The organism is Mesorhizobium sp. M0816 (genome assembly GCF_040320005.1).
Lineage (GTDB): Bacteria > Pseudomonadota > Alphaproteobacteria > Rhizobiales > Rhizobiaceae > Mesorhizobium.
In genome coordinates this window covers 18,127-36,085 of sequence record NZ_JAMYOT010000041.1, presented here as the reverse complement: position 1 = coordinate 36,085, position 17,959 = coordinate 18,127, and the positions used below count along the sequence as shown (strand labels likewise).

Here is a 17,959-nt window from a genome sequence, read left to right as displayed (position 1 = left end):
GGCCGTGCCATAACGCAGTTGATGATCATGCCTGACTACGAAGCGTCGGCCGCCGATAGTCTGGATACAGCGCTCGCTGTGCTCGATGAGGTATTGTTATCGCCTGAGATCTGACCGCCTCATCCCAGCGGACAAAACGGGGCAGGGGAGGGGGCTTTTCAGAGCCCGGACGCCTTGGTGAGATTGACGCGGAAACGATCGCGCCGGCGCTGATACTTTCGAGTCATCTCGGCCGAGGCGTGACCGAGCTGCTGTTGCACATAGCGTTCGTCGACCTCGGCCGACGAGGCGAGGCCGGCGCGCAGTGAGTGGCCGGCGAATTTCTTGGCCCGTTCGCCCTCCGACAGATCGCCGCGCACGCCGGCGGCGAGCGCCGTGCGCTTGACCAGGCGTGCGACCTCCTGGTCGTTCAAGCGATCGGCACCGACGGCTCTGCCTTGACCAGCAACGCGCCGGAACAGAGGTCCGTGCGCAATGTGCGCCAGTCTTAGCCAGGTCTGCAGAGCGGCCACCGGGCAGGTGGCGTCGGAGGAGCCGCGGCCGACCTCGACCTCGCGCCAGCCGGTTTTGCCGCGCAGGGTCACCAGCACGCCCTTGTCAGGAAAAAACTCAATCCAGCCCGAAGAATCCTCGGTCTGGTCGCGACCAATGTCGAGCCCGACGATTTCGGATCGGCGAAGGCCGCCGGCGAAACCCAAAAGCAGCATGGCGCGGTCGCGCAGACCACGCAGTGTGCCGCGGTCGAGGGTCTCGAGCATGGTGATCAGATCCTCTGGCAGGATCGCTTCCTTCTGCCGGGGAGGGGATGCGTGGGTGTTGCGAATGCCAGCCATCACCGTGGCGATATGCCGGTCCTTGCGGTCGAGCGGCTGACCGCGCTGGGCAAAATTCCACGAGAGCGACGAAAGCCGGCGCTCGATGGTTGAAACGGTGTTGGGCCTTTTGTCGCCAGTGGCCGTACCTGACGCGCAGGCGGCGATGTAGAGCCCGACGACCTGAGGATCGGGCGGGAACATCTCGATGCCTTGGCGCCGGCACCAACTCGAAAAGTGCTTCCAGTCGGCTGCGTAGGCGCGGCGCGTGTTGGCCGAACTCGCCGCCTCGATATAATCGCGCGCGCGGCCGGCGAGCGCCTCAAGATGCGAAGGCAGGCTGGGATTGGCAATGGCTGGAAGGGGAGGGGACGAGGCTAGGTCGGCATCGCCCATCTGCATGACGATATCGACGATGTCGGGCATGTCGTCATCGGAAGCAGCGGAAGCAGCGGATGATCGTTGCGCGTCGCCAGCCATGCTCATGCCGGTTCGATATCCGTTTGGGAGAAGTCTTTGCCGATGAAAAGCAGCGGTTCGTCTGCACGCTTTGCCAAAGCATAGGAGAGGCAATCGGCAAAATTCAGCGCCGCCAGGTGGTGGCCCTTGCCGTAAGTCAGCCAACCTTGGGTCGCAAGATCAACCAATTCGGAGTCGACAGGAATAATGTCGGCCTCGATTTTGCGCAGCCAAAGATCGATCTCAGCCAACGCGTGTTCGCCGCGCCTGCTGACCAGCACCATGCGTGCCTCGAGCACGCAGGTTGCCGGGATCAGACGGATTTTGTCGGAGACCAGCGCTCGTTCCAGCCTTGCTGCCTCAGGCTCGCTCCGAAGGATCGCTACAACAGCTGAGGTATCGATCACCATCAGTTAGGGATTCCATGCTCGTCATACCCGATGATCTCCTCGTCGCTGCGACTATCCAGTTCAGGCAATCGTGCCACTCTTTCTCGGATGGCGCGCAATTCTGCCAGCAAACGCTCGTGAGCGGTCTCTCCAAAGCCCAAGCGATGCAAGCGCTCGCTCAGGGCCTGATGAATGGCTGCTGTCTTGCTGATACCCTGGCGGCGTGCGAGTTCGTTGGCGAGAGCCACGGTGGCCGGATTTTTGATGTTCAGAGACATGAAAGACTCCAAAATTCCACCTTTCTGGCGTATTCTACCATGGCTCCGTCGGCTCGTAAACAACGAATGATAATGCAACATTATCATTCGTGTTAAATACGCGACAGGTGCGGCGGTTGTTACGCAAATCAATTGCCAGAAGCGCCGCCATGATTCATCGTGTTTGCGATGATTCTGCGTCCCAAACCCTCTCCGCGCCACTACGCCACGCTTGGCGGTGCCCCTTCGAACGACGCGCCGATGGCAACGGTGCCGGCCTGGCTGCGCCGCGCCATCCCGGATGCGCAAAGCCTTGCGAGCAAAGACATTGAGGACGTCGCGCTCACAGCGGGCGCTGCCATCGGCGCGCTTGACGCGGTGGTCCGCCGGCAGGAGCGATGGGCCGGCGCCTGGCGGCAGCGGCTGGCGCTTTCGGCGGCTGCGGCAACGGCGAAGCAGGCCGGCCGCGTCGAGGATGAAAGCTCGCTGCGCGATGCCGTGCTGCTCACGCGGCCGGGCGACAATGTCGGGCCCGCCGGTCTTTTGCTCCTCGCCTGGCGTCGGCTGGCGACCCGGCCGGCTGAGGAATTGCTGACGGCGAAAAACCTCGCTGCGGTGCTGGAAGATCTCGGTCACGCCCGTGACGACGAGGCCGTTAGCGATCTGTCGACCGCGCCACGGCAACTCGGCTCCGGCACCGATGTGGTCGGGATCCTGAACGGTGCCTTCATGGCCGCCGAACGACACGGCTTCGGCCGCGTCCTCGGAGCCTGGCTCGCCGATGCCCTGCTGGCGCAACGGCTGGGTTGGGCGCATGCGGTGCCGCTGCTGGGCGCCGATGCGGCCTTGGGCACAAGCGCCCGCCCGCGTCGATCGGCAGCTGGCTCTGTCGCGACAAGCATTGAGACACATCCCGAGCGTGCGAAAGGCCTGCTTGCCGCGCAGGCACGCGCTGCGTTGCGCGCAATTGATCTTCACGCCGAACTCGGGCGACGCGCGGACCGGCTGCTTGCCGTCACGCCGAAGCTTAGAGCCAAAGCAGCGGACGCTGTTGTCGACAAGCTCCTGTCCGACGATGCGATCGTGGCATCCGAAAAGATCGCAGGCATGAGCGACCGTGGGCTGCGCCGCCTGTTCGACCGGCTGGTCGAGTTCGGCGCCGTCCGCGAGATGTCCGGCCGCACCGCGTTCCGCATCTACGGGCTCTGACGACCATGGTGGAGGCAGTGCGCAGGCGAGGGGGGAGCCCGTCAGATAACCGTCGATCGGCTGACCAGCCGTTTGACCGGGAGCTGGATCACCTGCCGCCGGAGGCGCGCTGGCGCGAATGGATGCGCCGTGTCGAGGCAACGATTTTTGCGGCCAGCGAGCCGGTCAACCGCGAAACGCTCGCCCGCATCGTCGGCAAAAGCTGCAGCATTGATCTCCTCATCGACGACATCCGCGAAGAACTGCGCGGTCGGCCCTATGACCTCGTCGCCGTCGCCGGCGGCTGGAAGCATCTGACGCGGCCGGCCTATGCCGATGCCATCCGTGCCGCGGTCGGCGGAAACGAGCGAGCCGTGGATCTGACACAATCTGAAGTGCTGGTGCTGATGTGTGTGGCGTACTTCCAGCCGATCACCCGCGCCGAGCTTTCTTCCTTCTTCGGCAAGGAGATCAGCCGCGATCTCATCGGTCATCTGCGCGGCGCGAAGCTGATTGCGTCCGGTCCGCGCAGCCCGACGCCCGGCGCGCCCTACACCTACGTCACGACCAAAGAATTCCTGCTGGAGTTCGGTCTCGACACGCTGCGCGACCTGCCGGATTTCGAGGCGCTTGAGGACGCCGGGCTGCTGTCGAAGGAGAAGCTATTGGCGGGCGACATTGTGCCCGACTTTCCCGGCAGCCAGCAGGACGTCGGCGTCGAGATAGAGGAATAGGTTCGTCGGAGGGGGAGGGGATCGATGACTGGGAAATGGTCGCGATCGGGAATTCCGCATAAGGGCTGGACCTGCGTCAATGTGGAGGATCTCGATGAACCGTCTGAGATCTGCGAAATGTGCGAAACCCAAGAGATCAGATACGTCCATTACATGACTCATCCTGACCATGCCGAAATGCTCGGCGTGGGGTGTGTCTGTGCGGAGAAGATGGAGCAGGACTACGAGGCGCCGCGAATGCGCGAACGTGCGCTCCGCAGTGCTGCACAACGCCGACGCAATTGGCTCCAGCGTAAGTGGCGCGTCTCGCACGCTGGCAACAGCTATCTGAATACCGACGGGCTGAACATTTCGATATACCGAAAAGGATCGGACAGTTGGGGCGGCCGGATCTTGGAGCGCTCATCCGGCCGATCCGTGGAGTCTCGAAAGCGCTACGCTACCGAAGCCGCGGCAAAACTCGGCGCATTCGATGGGATGATCTTCTTGAAAATGAAAGGCTGGCCAAAGACATAGAGCTCCTCAGTATTTGCGGCTAGTGTCACACTAGATCTGAGAATATGTCATCCGGATCGGGTACCAGCAGGGCGAGTCGGATGTTCGCTGGGCGACCTTCCTCATGGAACCAGAGATCAACTATTTTGGTGTCGTCGCTGGATGGCCGGGGAGATGCGTCCCTGACGCGGAACGTCGTCGGCAAATTCACGGATGTTCCGAACACCAACGCGTGCTGCTTGGGGAGGGATGGCAATCGTTTGAGAACGGCGTCGGAGATAAATGGAGTCATCTGACGGATTTGCGACAGGTCGTCTGGGTTCTGAATGCGGTGAACGACAAAGTTGGAGCACTGAGACAACACGGTTTTTGAAAGCTCGCTTGGCCTCTGTGATGCTACCATCAGGAACATACCGTACTTCCGACCCTCCTTGGCTATCCGTTCAAAAACCTTCGCTGCGTCCAACGCATAACGGGAGGGTGTGGAGGCAATATAGCGATGAGCCTCTTCAAGCAGCAAGTGAACTGGGAAGCGGTTGCGCGGATCGGCTTGCCGCAGCAGCCTAAACGTCATGCGTGCCAGAACCGAGCAAAAAAGCTCGACGACGTCATCCGATACGGCGTTCATATCAACGATCACGATCTGATTGGTCTTAGTCAGGCCACTGCCCTTCGCGGTCAGCCCGAGGATTCGGGCGAGGAATTCATTCTGACCTTCACCGGCTTGCCCCCCGACTGGCAGTGAGTGGCGCAGAAATTCATACTCCCGACGCTCCTCAAGTGATTTGAGGCGGGTGACCATCTGCGAGCAGTAGTCACGAATCTGGCGGTTGCCGTGTGCCTCCTCGTAAAGGATGGCGAGATCCATTGCCTCTCCTAGTGAGCGGAAATCGAAAGGGATGTTTTCGTAATCCGGCAGCTTCAACTCGTCGATAACAAAGGCATTCTCGCCGACGAGAAAATCGTCCAAACCTTGGGCATCAGCCAGCTGACCGTAGCTAATTGTAATAAAAGGTTGGATGGATTGCAGATTGATTTTACCAGTGTTGAATCGCTGGAGGATGCCAACTATCCGGTCATGCTTGGACGGGCTGCTGGAATCGTCGCGCATGATCTGCGTGATGCACTTGGCGAGGATGTGGTTCTTCACGCCGCCGAGATCGTCCGCACCAGCTTCTGAGAACATCGTTGAAAGGCCAAGCGCCATACGCAGTATCGGGACCTGCGTGCGTTCGCTCGCCTGGAGCAGAAGTTCCCATTCTGAGAGGTCCAGAAACCAATGGGGCAAGCGGAAACCAGTTGCTGTTCCATCGAGTATAACTCGGTCGACCCCAATACCGCCCGACTTTGCCAGTGGTTCGAGCGCCTGCCGATACTCGCCGTTGACGTCGAACACCACAAACGTGGCACCTCGGGCATGATGTTCGTCCGGTTTTTCAAAAAGCTCCTGTAGAATCGAAGCGACTGTGCACGACTTTCCGCTTCCCGTGTTGCCAAGCACTGCAACGTGGCCACCGAAGAAATCGTCGAGGCGGACCTTCACCGCATAGTCCTCGAACACGACGGACTGACCGATGCTTAAAACACGAAAGCGGGTGGCGTTCGCCGGCACACAGTTTTGCCCGTCAGGCCCGATACCGGCCTCAGCCTCGGTTTTCGTCTCAAATATCCTGTCGAGTTCGCTATCGAGAGCATACAATGCGTCGGCATAGAGCGAAGGGAAAACCGACACACCGAACCGGAACTTTCCGTCCCCTGAAGCAGGCAGCATACCTACGGGCACCACGTCGAGGAATTTCGCCGATCCGGCCCTGTCGAGGTCGCCTCTCGAGGATGCAGCAACATCACGTTCGCGCAGCCCCACAACTTCAGCGACAACATATTCCGCGTGAGTCGGTATCATCAGGAACGAGCCCAAACGTGCGACGTAATGCACGTCGTCAAAGCCCACGACCGTGAAGTTGTCGGTTCCCGCGTGCATCTCGACCACAAACCTGTCTGCTGCCACTGATGTGACCTTGCCGACGGCGCGTTTGCGATCGTCGTGACTCATTCGGTATCGTCCTTGTCCGGAGCCAATTCCTTCATCACTTTGCGAACGGCGTCGTCGATACGCTCGCTTGGCCGCTGAGGCATGAACCGATCGACCATCGTGTCGAAATAATGTGCCCTTGTACCCGGCTCGGGACCATCGCCACCGATTATCCAGATCCGCGGATCACCAAGGGCGCGCAGTTTGGCAATCTCTCCGGGTGCGTCCGGTGACGCAAAGATAATCAACCGAAAGGTCGGTATGGTCAGCGCCTGGTAAATGATGTTGTTCAGGTGCTCATCCCCGAACCCGTAGCCCGAAGTCACAAGCACGCTTTGCTCGCGGACGATGCGCGACTGGAATTCGCGAAAGAGGTCGGCATACGGTGACCCTAGACTCGAGTTCTGCTTTGCCGGCGTGGGAAAGATCATCATCTTGGCGCTGCCGTCGGCCGGCCACTTCTCACGGATTGGGAACAGGCCGTGATCGTCTTCGGTCCAGCTGATCGATCCGTGTAACTTGCACAGGTAGACAAACGCATCGACTGCCGACCATTTGCGGTTTGAAAGATCGAGCTGCTCAGCCAAGGCGTAGCGAAATGTGGAGGGATTGAAACGCCGCTCTATGATGCCGGAGAAACCGTTGGCATAAGGAATGCCGAGGCGGTCCATCGCAGTTTCATTGAACAGATCATAATTCGTGGTGAACACCCATGGCCGGGGTAGGCTTCGGTCGCGCAACACTAATTTTCGGTAGAACTTCTCATAGAGGTCGCGGACAGCTGTATCCCCCTTCGCGAAAGCACCGTCAGTGCACCGCTCCCAGAGGAATGCCTGGACCTTGTTGATTACCTCCGTCAGCTCTTTGGCTCGCGCCCAATGGGATGATTTCGCACTGCGTTGGGAGACGAAACGAAGACTGTGCAATACCTCCATCAGGCGCTCAAGGTTGCGCGCGTACTCATCTTCGAGTTCGACGCCCGCCTCTTGGAGAATGGCTACTTCTTCTTTGGTTAGAAGCCAGTCAGGCGGCTCTACAGGGGGAACGTCGGCGCTGCCTTCGCCCAATAGATCCTCGTCTTCCGCAGCCTGCTGTGCGGCTGCCAACGCTTGGGTGGTAGTGTTGCAAAATATCTCAGCGAGGGGCTGCATGGTTGAGATGCCTCGCTCCTCTCCGTCGACACGCAACGAGGAGCAGCCAGCGCCCAACAGGAACGCCACGTTGCGCGCGTTCAGGGCATCGGCGATGCCTTTTTGAACTGTCTCGACTCCTTGGGACCAATCTATGTTGGCCGGTGTCGAATCGCCGTTGCGGACAATCTGGAATTGGCGCCGCGGCGCCACATCCTCGTCAGCCATCCCCCTTCTTCCCCCATATGCGAGCACCAAGAATATGCCGCAGTAGTGGCCCACCGTTCAAATTAAAGCAAAGATGATTTGTAACGACCGGGAGGTCAGCACCTGCAAACTACGCTGCTTTGAAGCGATCCGCTGCTGAAAGCCGTTGCATGAGCGGCTCCGCTTCGGGCCAACGATAGATGTCCCCGCGCAGAAACCGAAGTTCGTCGTCGAGATTCTCCTCAGCGATTTCGGCCCACCAGGCCTTTGGTCGACCGTCGCTGCCATCCGACCATCGATATCCACGCGCCTTCAGATGATCCTTCATCTCGAAGGGGCTGTTCTCAGCCCACACGCGGACGCGGAGTCGTTGGCTTGCAGCGTAGAGCTCGGCGAATGGCGTTGCGTCGCTGCCGGCGATCGGTCTTGCAAGAATTTCGAGGAGGGCATGGCAATCATCGGTCGCGCGATGTCCGTCATGGAACAGGCCTGATTGCCCGACGAGATAACCAAGTTTGTTGCCCTCAAACCCGTGATCCGCCCAGCGGATTTCCGTCACCGAGCAGGCCCATGGTTTCGGGATGAACGATGGCGATAGACGCTCGCAAAACGGCCTGTCGAAACCGGCATTGTGAGCAATGATGAGATCGGAAGGCTCAATAAGTGCGTCGAGTGCGCCGAGATCCACCGTCTGTCCAGCTACCATCTCGTCGGTGATACCGGTGAGGCGCGTGATCTCTACCGGTATCGGACCCGACGGCTGACGTAGTGCGCTGAATACCCCGACGACGTGACCGATCATCCCTGCATCGTCATAGGTGAAAGCAACCGCGCCGATTTCAATCACCTCGTCGCGGGCATGATTGAGACCGGTCGTCTCGACATCGACCAGGACAGCAAGCCTCGGAAATCTGCTGCTGGCGCGATCGATGATCGGACGGGGCACCAGCCTTCGCAAAACCTTGAATCGCCCGGTGTCTTCTAGGAGCTGCACCAGACCATCCTCAGTCTCCGGTGCAACATTAGGCTGTTTCCGCGCAGGCCGAGCCGGAACAACGCGTCGCGGTGTTTCCCTATAGCCGGGATCAAGGTCGAACAGATCGAACTGTCCAGAAAGCGCGTTCATCAAATTGTCCGGCCAGGAGAGTAACAACCAATTCCGACAGGGTAAGATGGCATCGTTGACCGTTCTCCATGCAATTAAGGCGACTCGGGCCCAGCCTTGCAATCGCTATTTTGCAATTATCCGCTGTCTGCTGCGGGGGTGTGATCGACGGTCGATGAGTATGGTTCCGTCCGGACCAGGCGAAACGTTCCGCTCTTTCCGACCCTCATATGATTGCGACCTGCCAGCTATAATTTCGAATATCTCAGCTGTCCGACGGCGTCGTTCTTGCTCACTGTCGGGGCGTTCCAGGATGGCAGCAAAGACTTTCTGGTCAAGGCCGAAGTAGACACCGTCTTCAATTTCGCGACCAACATATCCGTCAACAACTTCTGCCGGCAGATCCGTCGTAGGTTCGTCCAGGAAGAAGGAGTATGCCTTGGCGAGCGCATCAGCACGTCGAAGTTGACAGCGCCGCCTTTTCCATCACCGGGAGGGCCGGACACGAACCCCTCGGTGCCGGCGCTCCTGAGCATGAAGAAACTTTGCACACCCGGTCTTTGGCGCCTTGCCATTGACCGAATGAAGGGCGGACACTTGCCCGAGCGCCTTGCTCACAGCACTTACCGCCGGCCGCCGAATCCGGCCCTTGCTTTCGAAGACATGACTCTCCGTGCGGCGTATGCCGATGAAATCGGGACGACTCTTTGCGGCTGGCGGGGACGCGCCCGTCTTCGGGGCAAGCGGAGTGGCCGGTGAAGTCCACGAGCAATTCGACAGCCCACCCACATGGACGAGATATTCAATCTTCATCCTGTCCTGCGCGTACCAGTGGGTGAATGCCTCGCCGAGCAGGAAGGAAACACCGACCTTCTCCGACTGCTCGAGATTTGCGGAAGTAAAGCGTCGTGTTTAGCGCATTGTCGAGATAGCCAGTCGCCTCCACCTACCCACGACGCGCACGGCCGCCTTTCGGCTCGGATCCCCCACGGTCAGCAATGACCGGATAATGTCCGCACGTGTCGCGGTCAGTGCGACGGTTCCGTTCAGCTTCTTGAAACGTCCCGAGAAATTCACCGACGTAACGTTCCCGGCCATGGTCAGGCACCTCCCCGAAGGGAGACACCAATAGACTGCAGGGCTCCTATCAGATCTGGGTGCTGCACTAGATTTATTGCTGGCGTCGCGTCCAGCTTTCCCTCAATGGCTCTATCGTAAACGGCCACGCACTCGGCGGATGTGAGACGGGATGCATAAAGCAGGCCGTCGATCGCAAAGGCGCCATGAACCGCTGCGCTGAGTTGTCGCCCCGCTCGGTGCTTCTTGGCTCGAGCGGCGTCGGTGCTGACCCCCAACCTGAGGAGACCCGTGGTCCGCAGGTCGAGCACCACGAGGGGAGAAGTCGCAGTTATCTCCGCCACAGCCCACTCTTCGATCTCGCTTTGATCAAGGACACGCTTCATCCTCCCCTCGAACCTGTCCCGGACGATGGTCTCGGCAATTGCGGTTGCAAGGTCGCGCGCGATGTAGACGAGTTGAAACGTCTTATCCGGACTTGAGAAGCGTGTGTGTCCAAATCCCGTCCCCAGCGGCGTCGCCATATGCGCGGCGCGCATCACGCGGAGGTATGAACGCGGCTGAAATCCGAAAGCGAGGTCTGCGACTGTCTTGGGATCAAGCTTCACGATCAGCTGAAGTCACGTTCGGCGGCCGCAACAACCTCGCTTACCTGTCCAGCCTTGAGGAGGTCGAGGGGAGCGCCCCCGATGCTGGGCTTCGGCTGAATCAGCCATTGCCAGGCCGCGCGAGAATTACGGATGATCCTGGTGACTTCAGACATCCCCTTGACCGGCCGGCCGTCCACAAACTGTGCCAAGGGAAAGACATGCTTTCGTTCACCCTTCAGCAAGCCGATGACGGCTCCCCGTTTTTGCCAATCATGGAGTGTGGATCTTCTTGTTCCAAAGGCCTTCTCAATATCGCTCGGCCCTGCAACCGGCCCGGCCCAGTCTTCGAGGCGAACCGCTGTTGCATATTCCGCGACCCGTCGCCGACCTTCCTCGAGATCTACTACGTCGCCGAGTCCCGCGCCGTGACTGACCTCAACAGGCCTTTCGACGTCGAGCTTGATCAGCCTGCTGTCGCCTCGACCAGCGAGATCCGCGACCACCGTCTCCATTGCCTGGGCAAGATCATTTTCATGGACCAGAATCTGACGCTGGTTCTCCTCCGAAAGCCGGACAGCTGCCGCAGTGACCGCAGCTACCATTTTGCTCTTGCCCTTTAGTGCCGATCGGGAGATTCCTGGGTTGTGCCGTGCCAACACTTCAAGAATGTCGGCGACGGCCGCGCTGCTCACATTAACGTGCACGCCTGTTCCAGATTTTCGAACTGTTGCGACCATGGCGGCCTCCATTTCTGTCACACATACATAGTCCGGATCGTCCGAATTGTCCAGATCGTATGGAGGCGACTTGTCTTTGGCTGTCGCAACGACGTCGCTCGGAATTCGCGAAATGAGGGATGAGCGCTATCTTGTTTATGGCGGGGGCCGAGACATCAGAAAAGGTCCTCGATGTCGCTTTCACTGCCCTAGCTGCGCGGCCGCGCGCCGAGTTCAAGGCCAAGAACGCAAAGTGCGCCATCAGCGTGCGCAGCTGGAGCGCGGGCTCCGCGGCTTCGAGCCGGGATGCGGCGCCCTGGCGCAGATGAATTTTGCTGCCCAGCGCGCCCTGTGTGAGGCTGGTCTGCTTGCGGGCGCGGCACACGATAGCGCCGAGTTGCTTTTCGTTGCGGGCGATCGGATCGGTGATGGCGAGCCTCCAGAGAGACTGCCAGCTTACCCCTGTGATGTGTGGCGCGGGTGTCGTGAGAAATCCACCTCTAGCGGTCATCCTGATTAAACGGTCGCCGCATTGACAATGTCAGAAAAAAATATCAACATATCTGACATTGGGGAGATTCCAATGAGTGACGGTCCGCATAAAAGCCTGCCATTGCGTCCTAAATATCGGCGTGTCGCTGAATGGGCGTACAAGCCGGCATTTTCTATCTCCGAGGTCTGCGAAGCGACCGAATCCGCGCTGGTTCAGGACGCCAATATGGAAGTGCGCGGTGTGATCAGGCAGCTGATTGACATTGTTGACGGTGGCGATCTTTTCAGCACGCGGCCGGATGAATTGCAGCGGCAGCTGCAAGAGCTGCGCGATGATCCGGCGGTGCATCCACTGGCCGCAAACGCGATCGAGTGCACCCAAATGGCCGTCCAGCAAGGCTTGCAAGGACGTGATGCGGTCCAGGACGGGATTGTCACGGCCTTGAGCGAGCGTCTGCATGCGAACGCGCGAACTACTGAGGAGCACTACCTCGTCGAGCGCGGGCCAGGTGCAAGCCGCACCATCCGCAATCGCATGGGCGAAGTCAGCGCTAGAATGAACGAGAACGGCTCGTTCACCCGTATCGCTCGTTCGCTTTTCGGTGACAGCACGGTCGCCATCACGAGAACTCCCGCGGCGCGCAACGGTCTTGACGATGGGGTTTCCCTATGAAGGTTCTTCATGGGGAATGCCCCGCACTCAAGGTTGCCGTTATTGAGGCCGGCGGGAAAACCAAGGAAAGTTGGCAACCGGTCGAGATTGGCAAATCCATCATTTTCAACATGAAGGATTTGGACGACTACCGTACGAAGAATTGGGACACTCGTATCTTCGACACCTTGGTCCTGAGCGCTGCAGTTGAATATTGCGACAAGACGTGCAAGCGCTCGGCATGGGGCTGGATGCGGAAGTTCGAGTTAGCTGTCCCTGTCCATGATTTGGCTCGCTGGCAAGAACCCGAGGTCATCGCGGCGCTCGTTTCCGTTTTGAAATTTCTAACTGGCGATGAGTGGAGCCTCTCTTTCTACCAGCGCCAGCGGGCGCCCGAGGAAGAGGTCGGTCAGCAGAGCCGTCTGGAATTTGGTGATGCCACGCGCATAGTGACGCCGTTCAGCGATGGTTTGGATTCGCGGGCGGTGAGCGCTTTGCTTTCGGCAGGAGGGCGCCCGGATCGGTTGATCCGTATCAGGGTGGGCTCGAAAAAAGATGATCGCCCCCGTCGCGACGCTCGAAAGCTTCCATTCCTGAACATTCCCTTCAGGGTCAAACCTGGACCGGACGGCTTCAACGAGTCCTCCGCTCGGAGCCGCGGCTTCAAATTCACTCTTTTGAGCGCGATCGCAGCCTATCTGCTCGGAACTCATGACATAGTCATGCCGGAAAGCGGTCAGGGCGCGCTCGGGCCTTCGCTGGTACAAACCAGTCATGGCTACGAGGACTACAGAAACCACCCACGCTTTCTCACCAAGATGGAGCGTTTGTTCGCTGCGCTTTTTGACTACGATGTCGCCTATCGGCTTCCGCACTTGTGGAAAACGAAGGGCGAGACGCTTCGCGAGTTCGCGGCTCTTCCCATCGAGCCGAAAGAGTGGATCGAGACGCGATCGTGCTGGCAGCAAAACCGTAATTCCTCCGTAGATCACAAGTGGCGCCACTGCGGCATCTGCGCTGCCTGTATGCTTCGCAGGCTCAGCTTTCATGCGGCCGGTGTTGACGAGCCGAAAGAGAATTACATCTGGGAGGACTTGTCAGTTCCCAAGTTTGCTCGGGGAGCTGCCAGGGATTTCAACAAAATAACAGGGGCGATGGAACAGTATGCCATCGCCGGCGCACTGCACCTTGATCATTTGGCTGATTTGGGCTCTTCACCCGCCCATCGGAAACGCATGAGCCGTCACGCGTGGCAATTGTCCGAAGTATTGGACATGTCGCATGCGGATGCGGAAGGCGAGCTCTTGGGCCTGCTTGAACGGCATGAACTTGAATGGAAGGCATTTATGAAAGATCTCGGACCCAAATCGTTTGTCGCTCAGTGGCTGGCCTGACAGCGATGAGTGAGGCCAATAATCAGCTCTCACTAGTGGAAGTAGGCGAGAGAATTCGCATCGCGCGTGAAAGTGCGGGCAAAACCCAGGCGGAGGCTGCCGAGGCAATCGGTGTGGCACGCACTACCTTAGTTGCGATGGAAAAGGGTACGCGGCGCGCAAAGATTGGGGAGTTGCAGAGGCTGGCAGGGTTCCTAGACACGAACACCAACGCGTTGCTCCGCAAGGAAGCGGTCCACGTCGAGCTAACGCCGAGATTTAGGAAGCTGACCGAAAACGAAGAGCCATCGGTTGCGAAAGCCGCCGACCTTTTGGCGCAACTCGTAAGGGCTGAGGTTGAGCTTGAGGCTCTGCTCGGTGTCGAATATGCGCGCAACCTGCCGCCTGAAAGACGCATCCTTGTTGGCGACGTTCGCCAACAGGCAGAACAACACGCTTTGGAACTTCGCCATTGGCTCGGTCTTGGGCTTGCGCCGATCGCAGATATAGTCACTCTGCTCGAGCTGCAGATGGGTGTCCGTGTTCACGCTCGACGCCTAGCGGCGAAAATCTCAGGCTTGTTCGCCTATGATGAAAAGGTGGGTGCCTGCATACTTTTAAATGCGAACCATCCAATCGATCGGCGCACTCAAACGGCCGCGCATGAGCTTGGTCATTTAGTAGCTACGCGCGGAGACGCAGAGGTCTATGAGATCGATGAACTGGAGAGTTCGCGCGAGGAAAAATATGCCAATGCCTTCGCAAGGAGCTTCTTGACGCCGGCGCAGGCTGTTCGGCAGAAATTTGCTGAAGTTACGGCGGGTGCTACGAGCCTCACTCGCCGGCACGTGATCGTTCTTGCCCACTATTTCCATGTTTCGCGCGAAGCGCTTGTCCGGCGCCTTGAAGAGCTCCAGCTTACGAAAAGAGGAACTTGGGATTGGTTCGTTCAGAACGGAAACATTACGGATGAGCAAGCGCAGCAAGTGTTAGGTGACGTTTCGAGGAGTGATAGCCTGAAAGACGACGCGGCCAGACCAGTGTCGCTGAAGATGGGCCTGATGGCATATGAGGCGGCAAAGCGGGGGCTCCTTAGTGAGGGGCAAATTGCAAGGCTCCTTCATATCGACCGGATCCAGGTGCGCGTTTTGCTAAGTGATATTGATGCCGAGGAAAGTGGGGCCAATGCGGCGACCTCAATTCTCCGGTGATCTTCCACCGAAACTAGTTGCTGACACCAGCGTCATTATTAATCTCAATGCCACTGGCGCTGCGCATGAGATCATTCGGTCACTGAATGTCACGCTGAGTGCAAGTACCGTCGTGAGAGATGAGCTCATCCATGATCGGGTTAGCGGGCGCAATGACGCCGACCTCGCTCAACAGCTGGTACAGGATGAATTGCTGCAGTTTGCTGAGTTTGACGAAAAGAGCGGGGCGATATTTGAAAGCCTGGTCAGTGGCGCCGCGGAGACGACTCTGGATGATGGTGAGGCGGCGACATTGGCCCTCGCTGTATCGTCTCAGGGATTGGCAATCATTGATGAACGCAAAGCAATTAGCATCGCCACTCATCGCTTTCCAACTCTCCAGCTGCTCGCCACGGTGGACCTTTTGCGACTTGATCGCGTCCTTTTAGCGCTCGGAAACGAACGTCTCGCAAAGGCCGTGATAAGCGGCCTGAAGGATGCACGGATGGCAATCCCGGAGCGACACCATGGTTGGATTGCCGACCTTCTTGGTGACCAGATTGTCGAGTGCCGGAGCTTGCCAGCGGCACTGCGCCGAGCACCGGCCTGATCGCTTCCCAGCTTCCGTTTGCTCTCTTTGCGGTCTCAGACAGACGGTTGGGCATCGCGAAGTGAAGTAAGAGATCGTCTTCGACCATCGCGGAGAAAACGCCGAATCTTCAAGCTCTTCGGCCCAAAGCTGAGGCTGTGACTGCAGGGTTGTGGTTCGACTTCTTTCAAAACCAATTTCAAGGGTTAGTATCTGGAATCTCGCAAGCCGGCCGTCCTCGCCTGCAAAGCGGACCCTCGGGGTGGCCCGCCAACGCCCGGGGTCGGTAGACGCGCGGTCGATACCGACTTGCACTCGAGGAGGGTCTTTCCGACACCGTGCTCGTAGAGCGCCGAAATCGCCGCATCGAGGTCCGTTCCAGACGCTAGGCCAAGACCGGCGGCATTACGCGTGGCGTAGTCCAGAATCTCGTTGCGGCTACGCGCGATACCCTCTGCCAGATAGTTGGCAAGCCGCGGCGTGAGCTGCTGCCGCCAATCGAACAGGATGCGCAAGGTGCGCGCGAGCGTGCCGATGTAGTGGGGGTTGGCCTCGAGATTGATATCGACGATGCCATGCTCGATGCTCGCCCAGAACCGCTCGGACCGGGTGATCTCCAGCGTGCGGCAGTGGAACAGGACTGCATCACAATCGAAGAACGTGGTTTTGACTAGGTCAGTCAGCGAGTGGACCGCGACGTAGTCATTGCTGGCCGCCCACGTCGTCTGCAAGGCCCAGACGTCAAAGTCGAAGCGGCCGTACTTCAAGCGATACCCGCCAAACCGGTTACGCTCACCGCCCAATTGCCCGAGCAGCGCCTCCAATGCTCCAGGGACGGCGTCAACCACGACATCGACATCCGACCTGAAGGAATTGCGGCCGTCGCGGGCGAAATCGCGTGGCAGGCCGCCGAAGATCGCACAATCCCCGACCGGACTCAGACGGTCGATAAGATCGCCGATATCGTGCCCTTGCGGCCCTCGGATGAAATCGGCAATGTCCGAGCTGAGACCGTGGTCCAGCATATGCTGGGATGTGGTCATGCCGCGCCCCGTGCCCGCAGGTCTTTCAGCAGCGAGATCGCGAAGCCGTCCGTCATGCCCGACACCATGTCCGTCATCAGTTGCAGTTCACGATAGCGGATAGGCATGCGGTTGTCCGAAGCCTCAGCGACGCGGCGGTAATTCTCCGAAATTCGGGAATAGACATAGCTGTGAAGGGGCGATGTTCGCTTCGAGGCGATATCCAGCGGATCTTTCCGGTTGGTGATGGCTGCCCAGAAGATGTCCATGAGTCCGTGAATCGTCTGATGGCCCGTCAGTTCAACCTCAAGCACCTGGCGGTGCGGGTAGATGTGCTTGCCGGCGAATTCCTTGAGCAAACGCCATAGGCGTGCCGCTTTGGACACTGCCATCAGTTCCTTGTCGAACGTGCCGGCCATAATGGCGTCCAGGTTTGTCACGAACGCATCTGTCGCCGCGACGATCATCACACCAATCGCGTTGACCCGAAACATCTGCATTGTGATGTCGTCAAGCTCTGCCGCCGACAGGGATTTCTCACGGAATTCTTGGTGCTGCTCCTTGGCCTTCTCGACTACCTTGAGAACGGACTCGTCCTCCTCTGCCTTGTGCATCAGGTAGCCGACGAGACGGTCGAAATTGACGAGCCCCTTCTTCGCGGCATCTTCAACATCGACGACGGAGTAGGCGATGTCGTCACAGGCTTCCATGACGAAGGTAAGCGGGTGCCGAATACCTTCAGCAAGCCCGGTTTCAGCCCAGACTTCCTTAGCGATGTTGGCTTCTGACTGGAAGAAGTTGAACTTCTTGCGAGCCAGCACCGACTTGTTCACCTTATCTGAAGGACTGGGGTATTTCATTAGAGCTGCGAGGAACGCGTAGCTCATGTTGAGTCCGAAGTCATCGTTGACGATTTGCAGCCGGGTCAGCAGCCTGAATGCTTGAGCGTTTCCTTCGAAACGAAGGAAATCTTCGCGCAATGCGGCACCATCCAGACCTTCAAAGATCTCTGGTCCCTTGGACTTCATCCAAGATTGGATCGCATCCTCACCTTGGTGACCAAAGGGCGGATTGCCCAGGTCGTGGGCCAGCCCGATCGCTTCTAGCAGGGCAGGGACGTTACGCCCGGCATTTACGGCTTCGGGCAAATTCAACTTGTCGGGATAGACGTGGACCAGCGCGGTACCGAAGCTGCGTGCCATGTTAGCTACTTCATGGCTATGGGTCAGGCGCGTCCGCACGCTGTCATGGGGGTCCAGTGGAAAAACCTGCGTTTTGTCCTGCATACGTCGAACAGGTGTCGAGAACAGAATGCGGTCATGATCGCGCTCCAGCTCGGTCCGGTGTTCGGCGGTTTTGGCGGAGCGCTCGGCGGCCTTGCCCTTGGCCTTATCCTTGCGCCGTTGCGCATTGAGTAACTTTTCCCAATTTAGGTCAGCCAATGTCCGTC

Annotated in this window: 18 protein-coding genes; 8 read left to right on the top strand and 10 right to left on the bottom strand. The window is 58.8% G+C overall.

The genetic code is table 11. The features are described 5' to 3' along the window. Positions 1 to 158: 158 nt before the first annotated feature. From NKI17_RS33170 to NKI17_RS33160, 3 genes are read right to left on the bottom strand one after another with little or no spacing between them, the layout of a single operon-like run. Entirely contained in the window at positions 159 to 1,298 is a 1,140-nt protein-coding gene (locus NKI17_RS33170; protein WP_352624876.1) for a site-specific integrase, read from the bottom strand. Beyond that, the gene (locus tag NKI17_RS33165) at positions 1,295 to 1,681 is read right to left on the bottom strand and encodes a type II toxin-antitoxin system VapC family toxin (protein ID WP_352624874.1); all 387 of its coding nucleotides are present in this window, start codon (positions 1,679 to 1,681) and stop codon (positions 1,295 to 1,297) included. Before NKI17_RS33165 ends, NKI17_RS33170 begins: the two co-directional genes overlap by 4 nt. Beyond that, positions 1,681 to 1,938, bottom strand: coding sequence for a type II toxin-antitoxin system VapB family antitoxin (locus NKI17_RS33160; RefSeq protein WP_352624873.1), 258 nt, complete (start codon positions 1,936 to 1,938; stop codon positions 1,681 to 1,683). The genes NKI17_RS33165 and NKI17_RS33160 overlap by 1 nt, the downstream gene beginning before the upstream one ends. A 168-nt stretch (positions 1,939 to 2,106) precedes the next feature. Between NKI17_RS33160 and NKI17_RS33155 the strand changes: the two genes are divergently transcribed. Genes NKI17_RS33155 through NKI17_RS33145 form a run of 3 tightly spaced genes read left to right on the top strand, consistent with a single transcriptional unit; the run spans position 2,107 to position 4,355 of the window. Next, complete coding sequence (locus NKI17_RS33155) at positions 2,107 to 3,126, top strand: DUF1403 family protein (RefSeq protein WP_352624877.1); 1,020 nt, start codon at positions 2,107 to 2,109, stop codon at positions 3,124 to 3,126. 5 nt (positions 3,127 to 3,131) lie between these two features. Next, entirely contained in the window at positions 3,132 to 3,839 is a 708-nt protein-coding gene (scpB, locus tag NKI17_RS33150; RefSeq protein WP_352624871.1) for an SMC-Scp complex subunit ScpB, read from the top strand. A gap of 24 nt (positions 3,840 to 3,863) precedes the next feature. After that, the gene (locus NKI17_RS33145) at positions 3,864 to 4,355 is read left to right on the top strand and encodes a hypothetical protein (protein WP_352624870.1); all 492 of its coding nucleotides are present in this window, start codon (positions 3,864 to 3,866) and stop codon (positions 4,353 to 4,355) included. A 25-nt stretch (positions 4,356 to 4,380) separates the two neighbouring features. Here NKI17_RS33145 and NKI17_RS33140 read toward each other — a convergent pair whose 3' ends face one another. The 3 genes from NKI17_RS33140 to NKI17_RS33130 form a co-directional block, all read right to left on the bottom strand. Further along, positions 4,381 to 6,387, bottom strand: coding sequence for an ATP-binding protein (locus NKI17_RS33140; RefSeq protein WP_352624868.1), 2,007 nt, complete (start codon positions 6,385 to 6,387; stop codon positions 4,381 to 4,383). Beyond that, complete coding sequence (locus tag NKI17_RS33135) at positions 6,384 to 7,724, bottom strand: SIR2 family protein (RefSeq protein WP_352624867.1); 1,341 nt, start codon at positions 7,722 to 7,724, stop codon at positions 6,384 to 6,386. Before NKI17_RS33135 ends, NKI17_RS33140 begins: the two co-directional genes overlap by 4 nt. 109 nt (positions 7,725 to 7,833) lie before the next feature. Then, positions 7,834 to 8,829: a 3'-5' exonuclease gene (locus tag NKI17_RS33130; protein ID WP_352624865.1), complete on the bottom strand. Its 996-nt coding sequence runs from the start codon at positions 8,827 to 8,829 to the stop codon at positions 7,834 to 7,836. 267 nt (positions 8,830 to 9,096) lie between these two features. Here NKI17_RS33130 and NKI17_RS33125 point away from each other — a divergent pair, with 267 nt between their 5' ends. Then, positions 9,097 to 9,567, top strand: a complete 471-nt coding sequence (locus tag NKI17_RS33125) for a hypothetical protein (RefSeq protein WP_352907485.1) — start codon at positions 9,097 to 9,099, stop codon at positions 9,565 to 9,567. Positions 9,568 to 9,908: 341 nt separating this feature from the next. Here the strand turns inward: NKI17_RS33125 and NKI17_RS33120 are convergent, their stop codons facing one another. Continuing rightward, entirely contained in the window at positions 9,909 to 10,493 is a 585-nt protein-coding gene (locus NKI17_RS33120) for an RES family NAD+ phosphorylase (RefSeq protein WP_352624862.1), read from the bottom strand. Positions 10,494 to 10,495: 2 nt separating this feature from the next. Further along, positions 10,496 to 11,212: an antitoxin Xre/MbcA/ParS-like domain-containing protein gene (locus NKI17_RS33115; RefSeq protein WP_352624861.1), complete on the bottom strand. Its 717-nt coding sequence runs from the start codon at positions 11,210 to 11,212 to the stop codon at positions 10,496 to 10,498. 562 nt (positions 11,213 to 11,774) lie between these two features. Between NKI17_RS33115 and NKI17_RS33110 the strand changes: the two genes are divergently transcribed. From NKI17_RS33110 to NKI17_RS33095, 4 genes are read left to right on the top strand one after another with little or no spacing between them, the layout of a single operon-like run. After that, positions 11,775 to 12,356: a hypothetical protein gene (locus NKI17_RS33110; protein WP_352624859.1), complete on the top strand. Its 582-nt coding sequence runs from the start codon at positions 11,775 to 11,777 to the stop codon at positions 12,354 to 12,356. Beyond that, entirely contained in the window at positions 12,353 to 13,729 is a 1,377-nt protein-coding gene (locus NKI17_RS33105) for a 7-cyano-7-deazaguanine synthase (RefSeq protein WP_352624858.1), read from the top strand. Before NKI17_RS33110 ends, NKI17_RS33105 begins: the two co-directional genes overlap by 4 nt. Before the next feature lie 5 nt (positions 13,730 to 13,734). Further along, positions 13,735 to 14,919 carry a helix-turn-helix domain-containing protein gene (locus NKI17_RS33100; RefSeq protein ID WP_352624856.1) on the top strand — a complete coding sequence of 395 codons (1,185 nt, stop codon included), beginning with the start codon at positions 13,735 to 13,737 and terminating at the stop codon, positions 14,917 to 14,919. Further along, positions 14,894 to 15,508, top strand: a complete 615-nt coding sequence (locus NKI17_RS33095) for a PIN domain-containing protein (protein ID WP_352624854.1) — start codon at positions 14,894 to 14,896, stop codon at positions 15,506 to 15,508. Before NKI17_RS33100 ends, NKI17_RS33095 begins: the two co-directional genes overlap by 26 nt. A gap of 185 nt (positions 15,509 to 15,693) precedes the next feature. Here the strand turns inward: NKI17_RS33095 and NKI17_RS33090 are convergent, their stop codons facing one another. Further along, positions 15,694 to 16,530, bottom strand: a complete 837-nt coding sequence (locus NKI17_RS33090; protein WP_352624853.1) for a hypothetical protein — start codon at positions 16,528 to 16,530, stop codon at positions 15,694 to 15,696. After that, on the bottom strand, positions 16,527 to 17,951 hold the full coding sequence (gene dgt / locus NKI17_RS33085; protein WP_352624851.1) for a dGTP triphosphohydrolase: 1,425 nt from the start codon (positions 17,949 to 17,951) through the stop codon (positions 16,527 to 16,529). The genes NKI17_RS33090 and dgt overlap by 4 nt, the downstream gene beginning before the upstream one ends. Between the last annotated feature and the right edge of the window lie 8 nt (positions 17,952 to 17,959).

What these genes read in the sequence shown, in the direction of transcription:
- NKI17_RS33140 (WP_352624868.1), bottom strand. Translation starts at nt 6,387, where the DNA reads ATGAGTCACGACGATCGCAAACGCGCCGTCGGCAAGGTCACATCAGTG.
- NKI17_RS33145 (WP_352624870.1), top strand. Translation starts at nt 3,864, where the DNA reads ATGACTGGGAAATGGTCGCGATCGGGAATTCCGCATAAGGGCTGGACC.
- NKI17_RS33100 (WP_352624856.1), top strand. Translation starts at nt 13,735, where the DNA reads ATGAGTGAGGCCAATAATCAGCTCTCACTAGTGGAAGTAGGCGAGAGA.
- NKI17_RS33110 (WP_352624859.1), top strand. Translation starts at nt 11,775, where the DNA reads ATGAGTGACGGTCCGCATAAAAGCCTGCCATTGCGTCCTAAATATCGG.
- NKI17_RS33115 (WP_352624861.1), bottom strand. Translation starts at nt 11,212, where the DNA reads ATGGTCGCAACAGTTCGAAAATCTGGAACAGGCGTGCACGTTAATGTG.
- NKI17_RS33155 (WP_352624877.1), top strand. Translation starts at nt 2,107, where the DNA reads ATGATTCTGCGTCCCAAACCCTCTCCGCGCCACTACGCCACGCTTGGC.
- NKI17_RS33170 (WP_352624876.1), bottom strand. Translation starts at nt 1,298, where the DNA reads ATGAGCATGGCTGGCGACGCGCAACGATCATCCGCTGCTTCCGCTGCT.
- NKI17_RS33165 (WP_352624874.1), bottom strand. Translation starts at nt 1,681, where the DNA reads ATGGTGATCGATACCTCAGCTGTTGTAGCGATCCTTCGGAGCGAGCCT.
- NKI17_RS33090 (WP_352624853.1), bottom strand. Translation starts at nt 16,530, where the DNA reads ATGACCACATCCCAGCATATGCTGGACCACGGTCTCAGCTCGGACATT.
- scpB (WP_352624871.1), top strand. Translation starts at nt 3,132, where the DNA reads ATGGTGGAGGCAGTGCGCAGGCGAGGGGGGAGCCCGTCAGATAACCGT.
- NKI17_RS33105 (WP_352624858.1), top strand. Translation starts at nt 12,353, where the DNA reads ATGAAGGTTCTTCATGGGGAATGCCCCGCACTCAAGGTTGCCGTTATT.
- NKI17_RS33160 (WP_352624873.1), bottom strand. Translation starts at nt 1,938, where the DNA reads ATGTCTCTGAACATCAAAAATCCGGCCACCGTGGCTCTCGCCAACGAA.
- NKI17_RS33095 (WP_352624854.1), top strand. Translation starts at nt 14,894, where the DNA reads ATGCGGCGACCTCAATTCTCCGGTGATCTTCCACCGAAACTAGTTGCT.
- NKI17_RS33130 (WP_352624865.1), bottom strand. Translation starts at nt 8,829, where the DNA reads ATGAACGCGCTTTCTGGACAGTTCGATCTGTTCGACCTTGATCCCGGC.
- NKI17_RS33135 (WP_352624867.1), bottom strand. Translation starts at nt 7,724, where the DNA reads ATGGCTGACGAGGATGTGGCGCCGCGGCGCCAATTCCAGATTGTCCGC.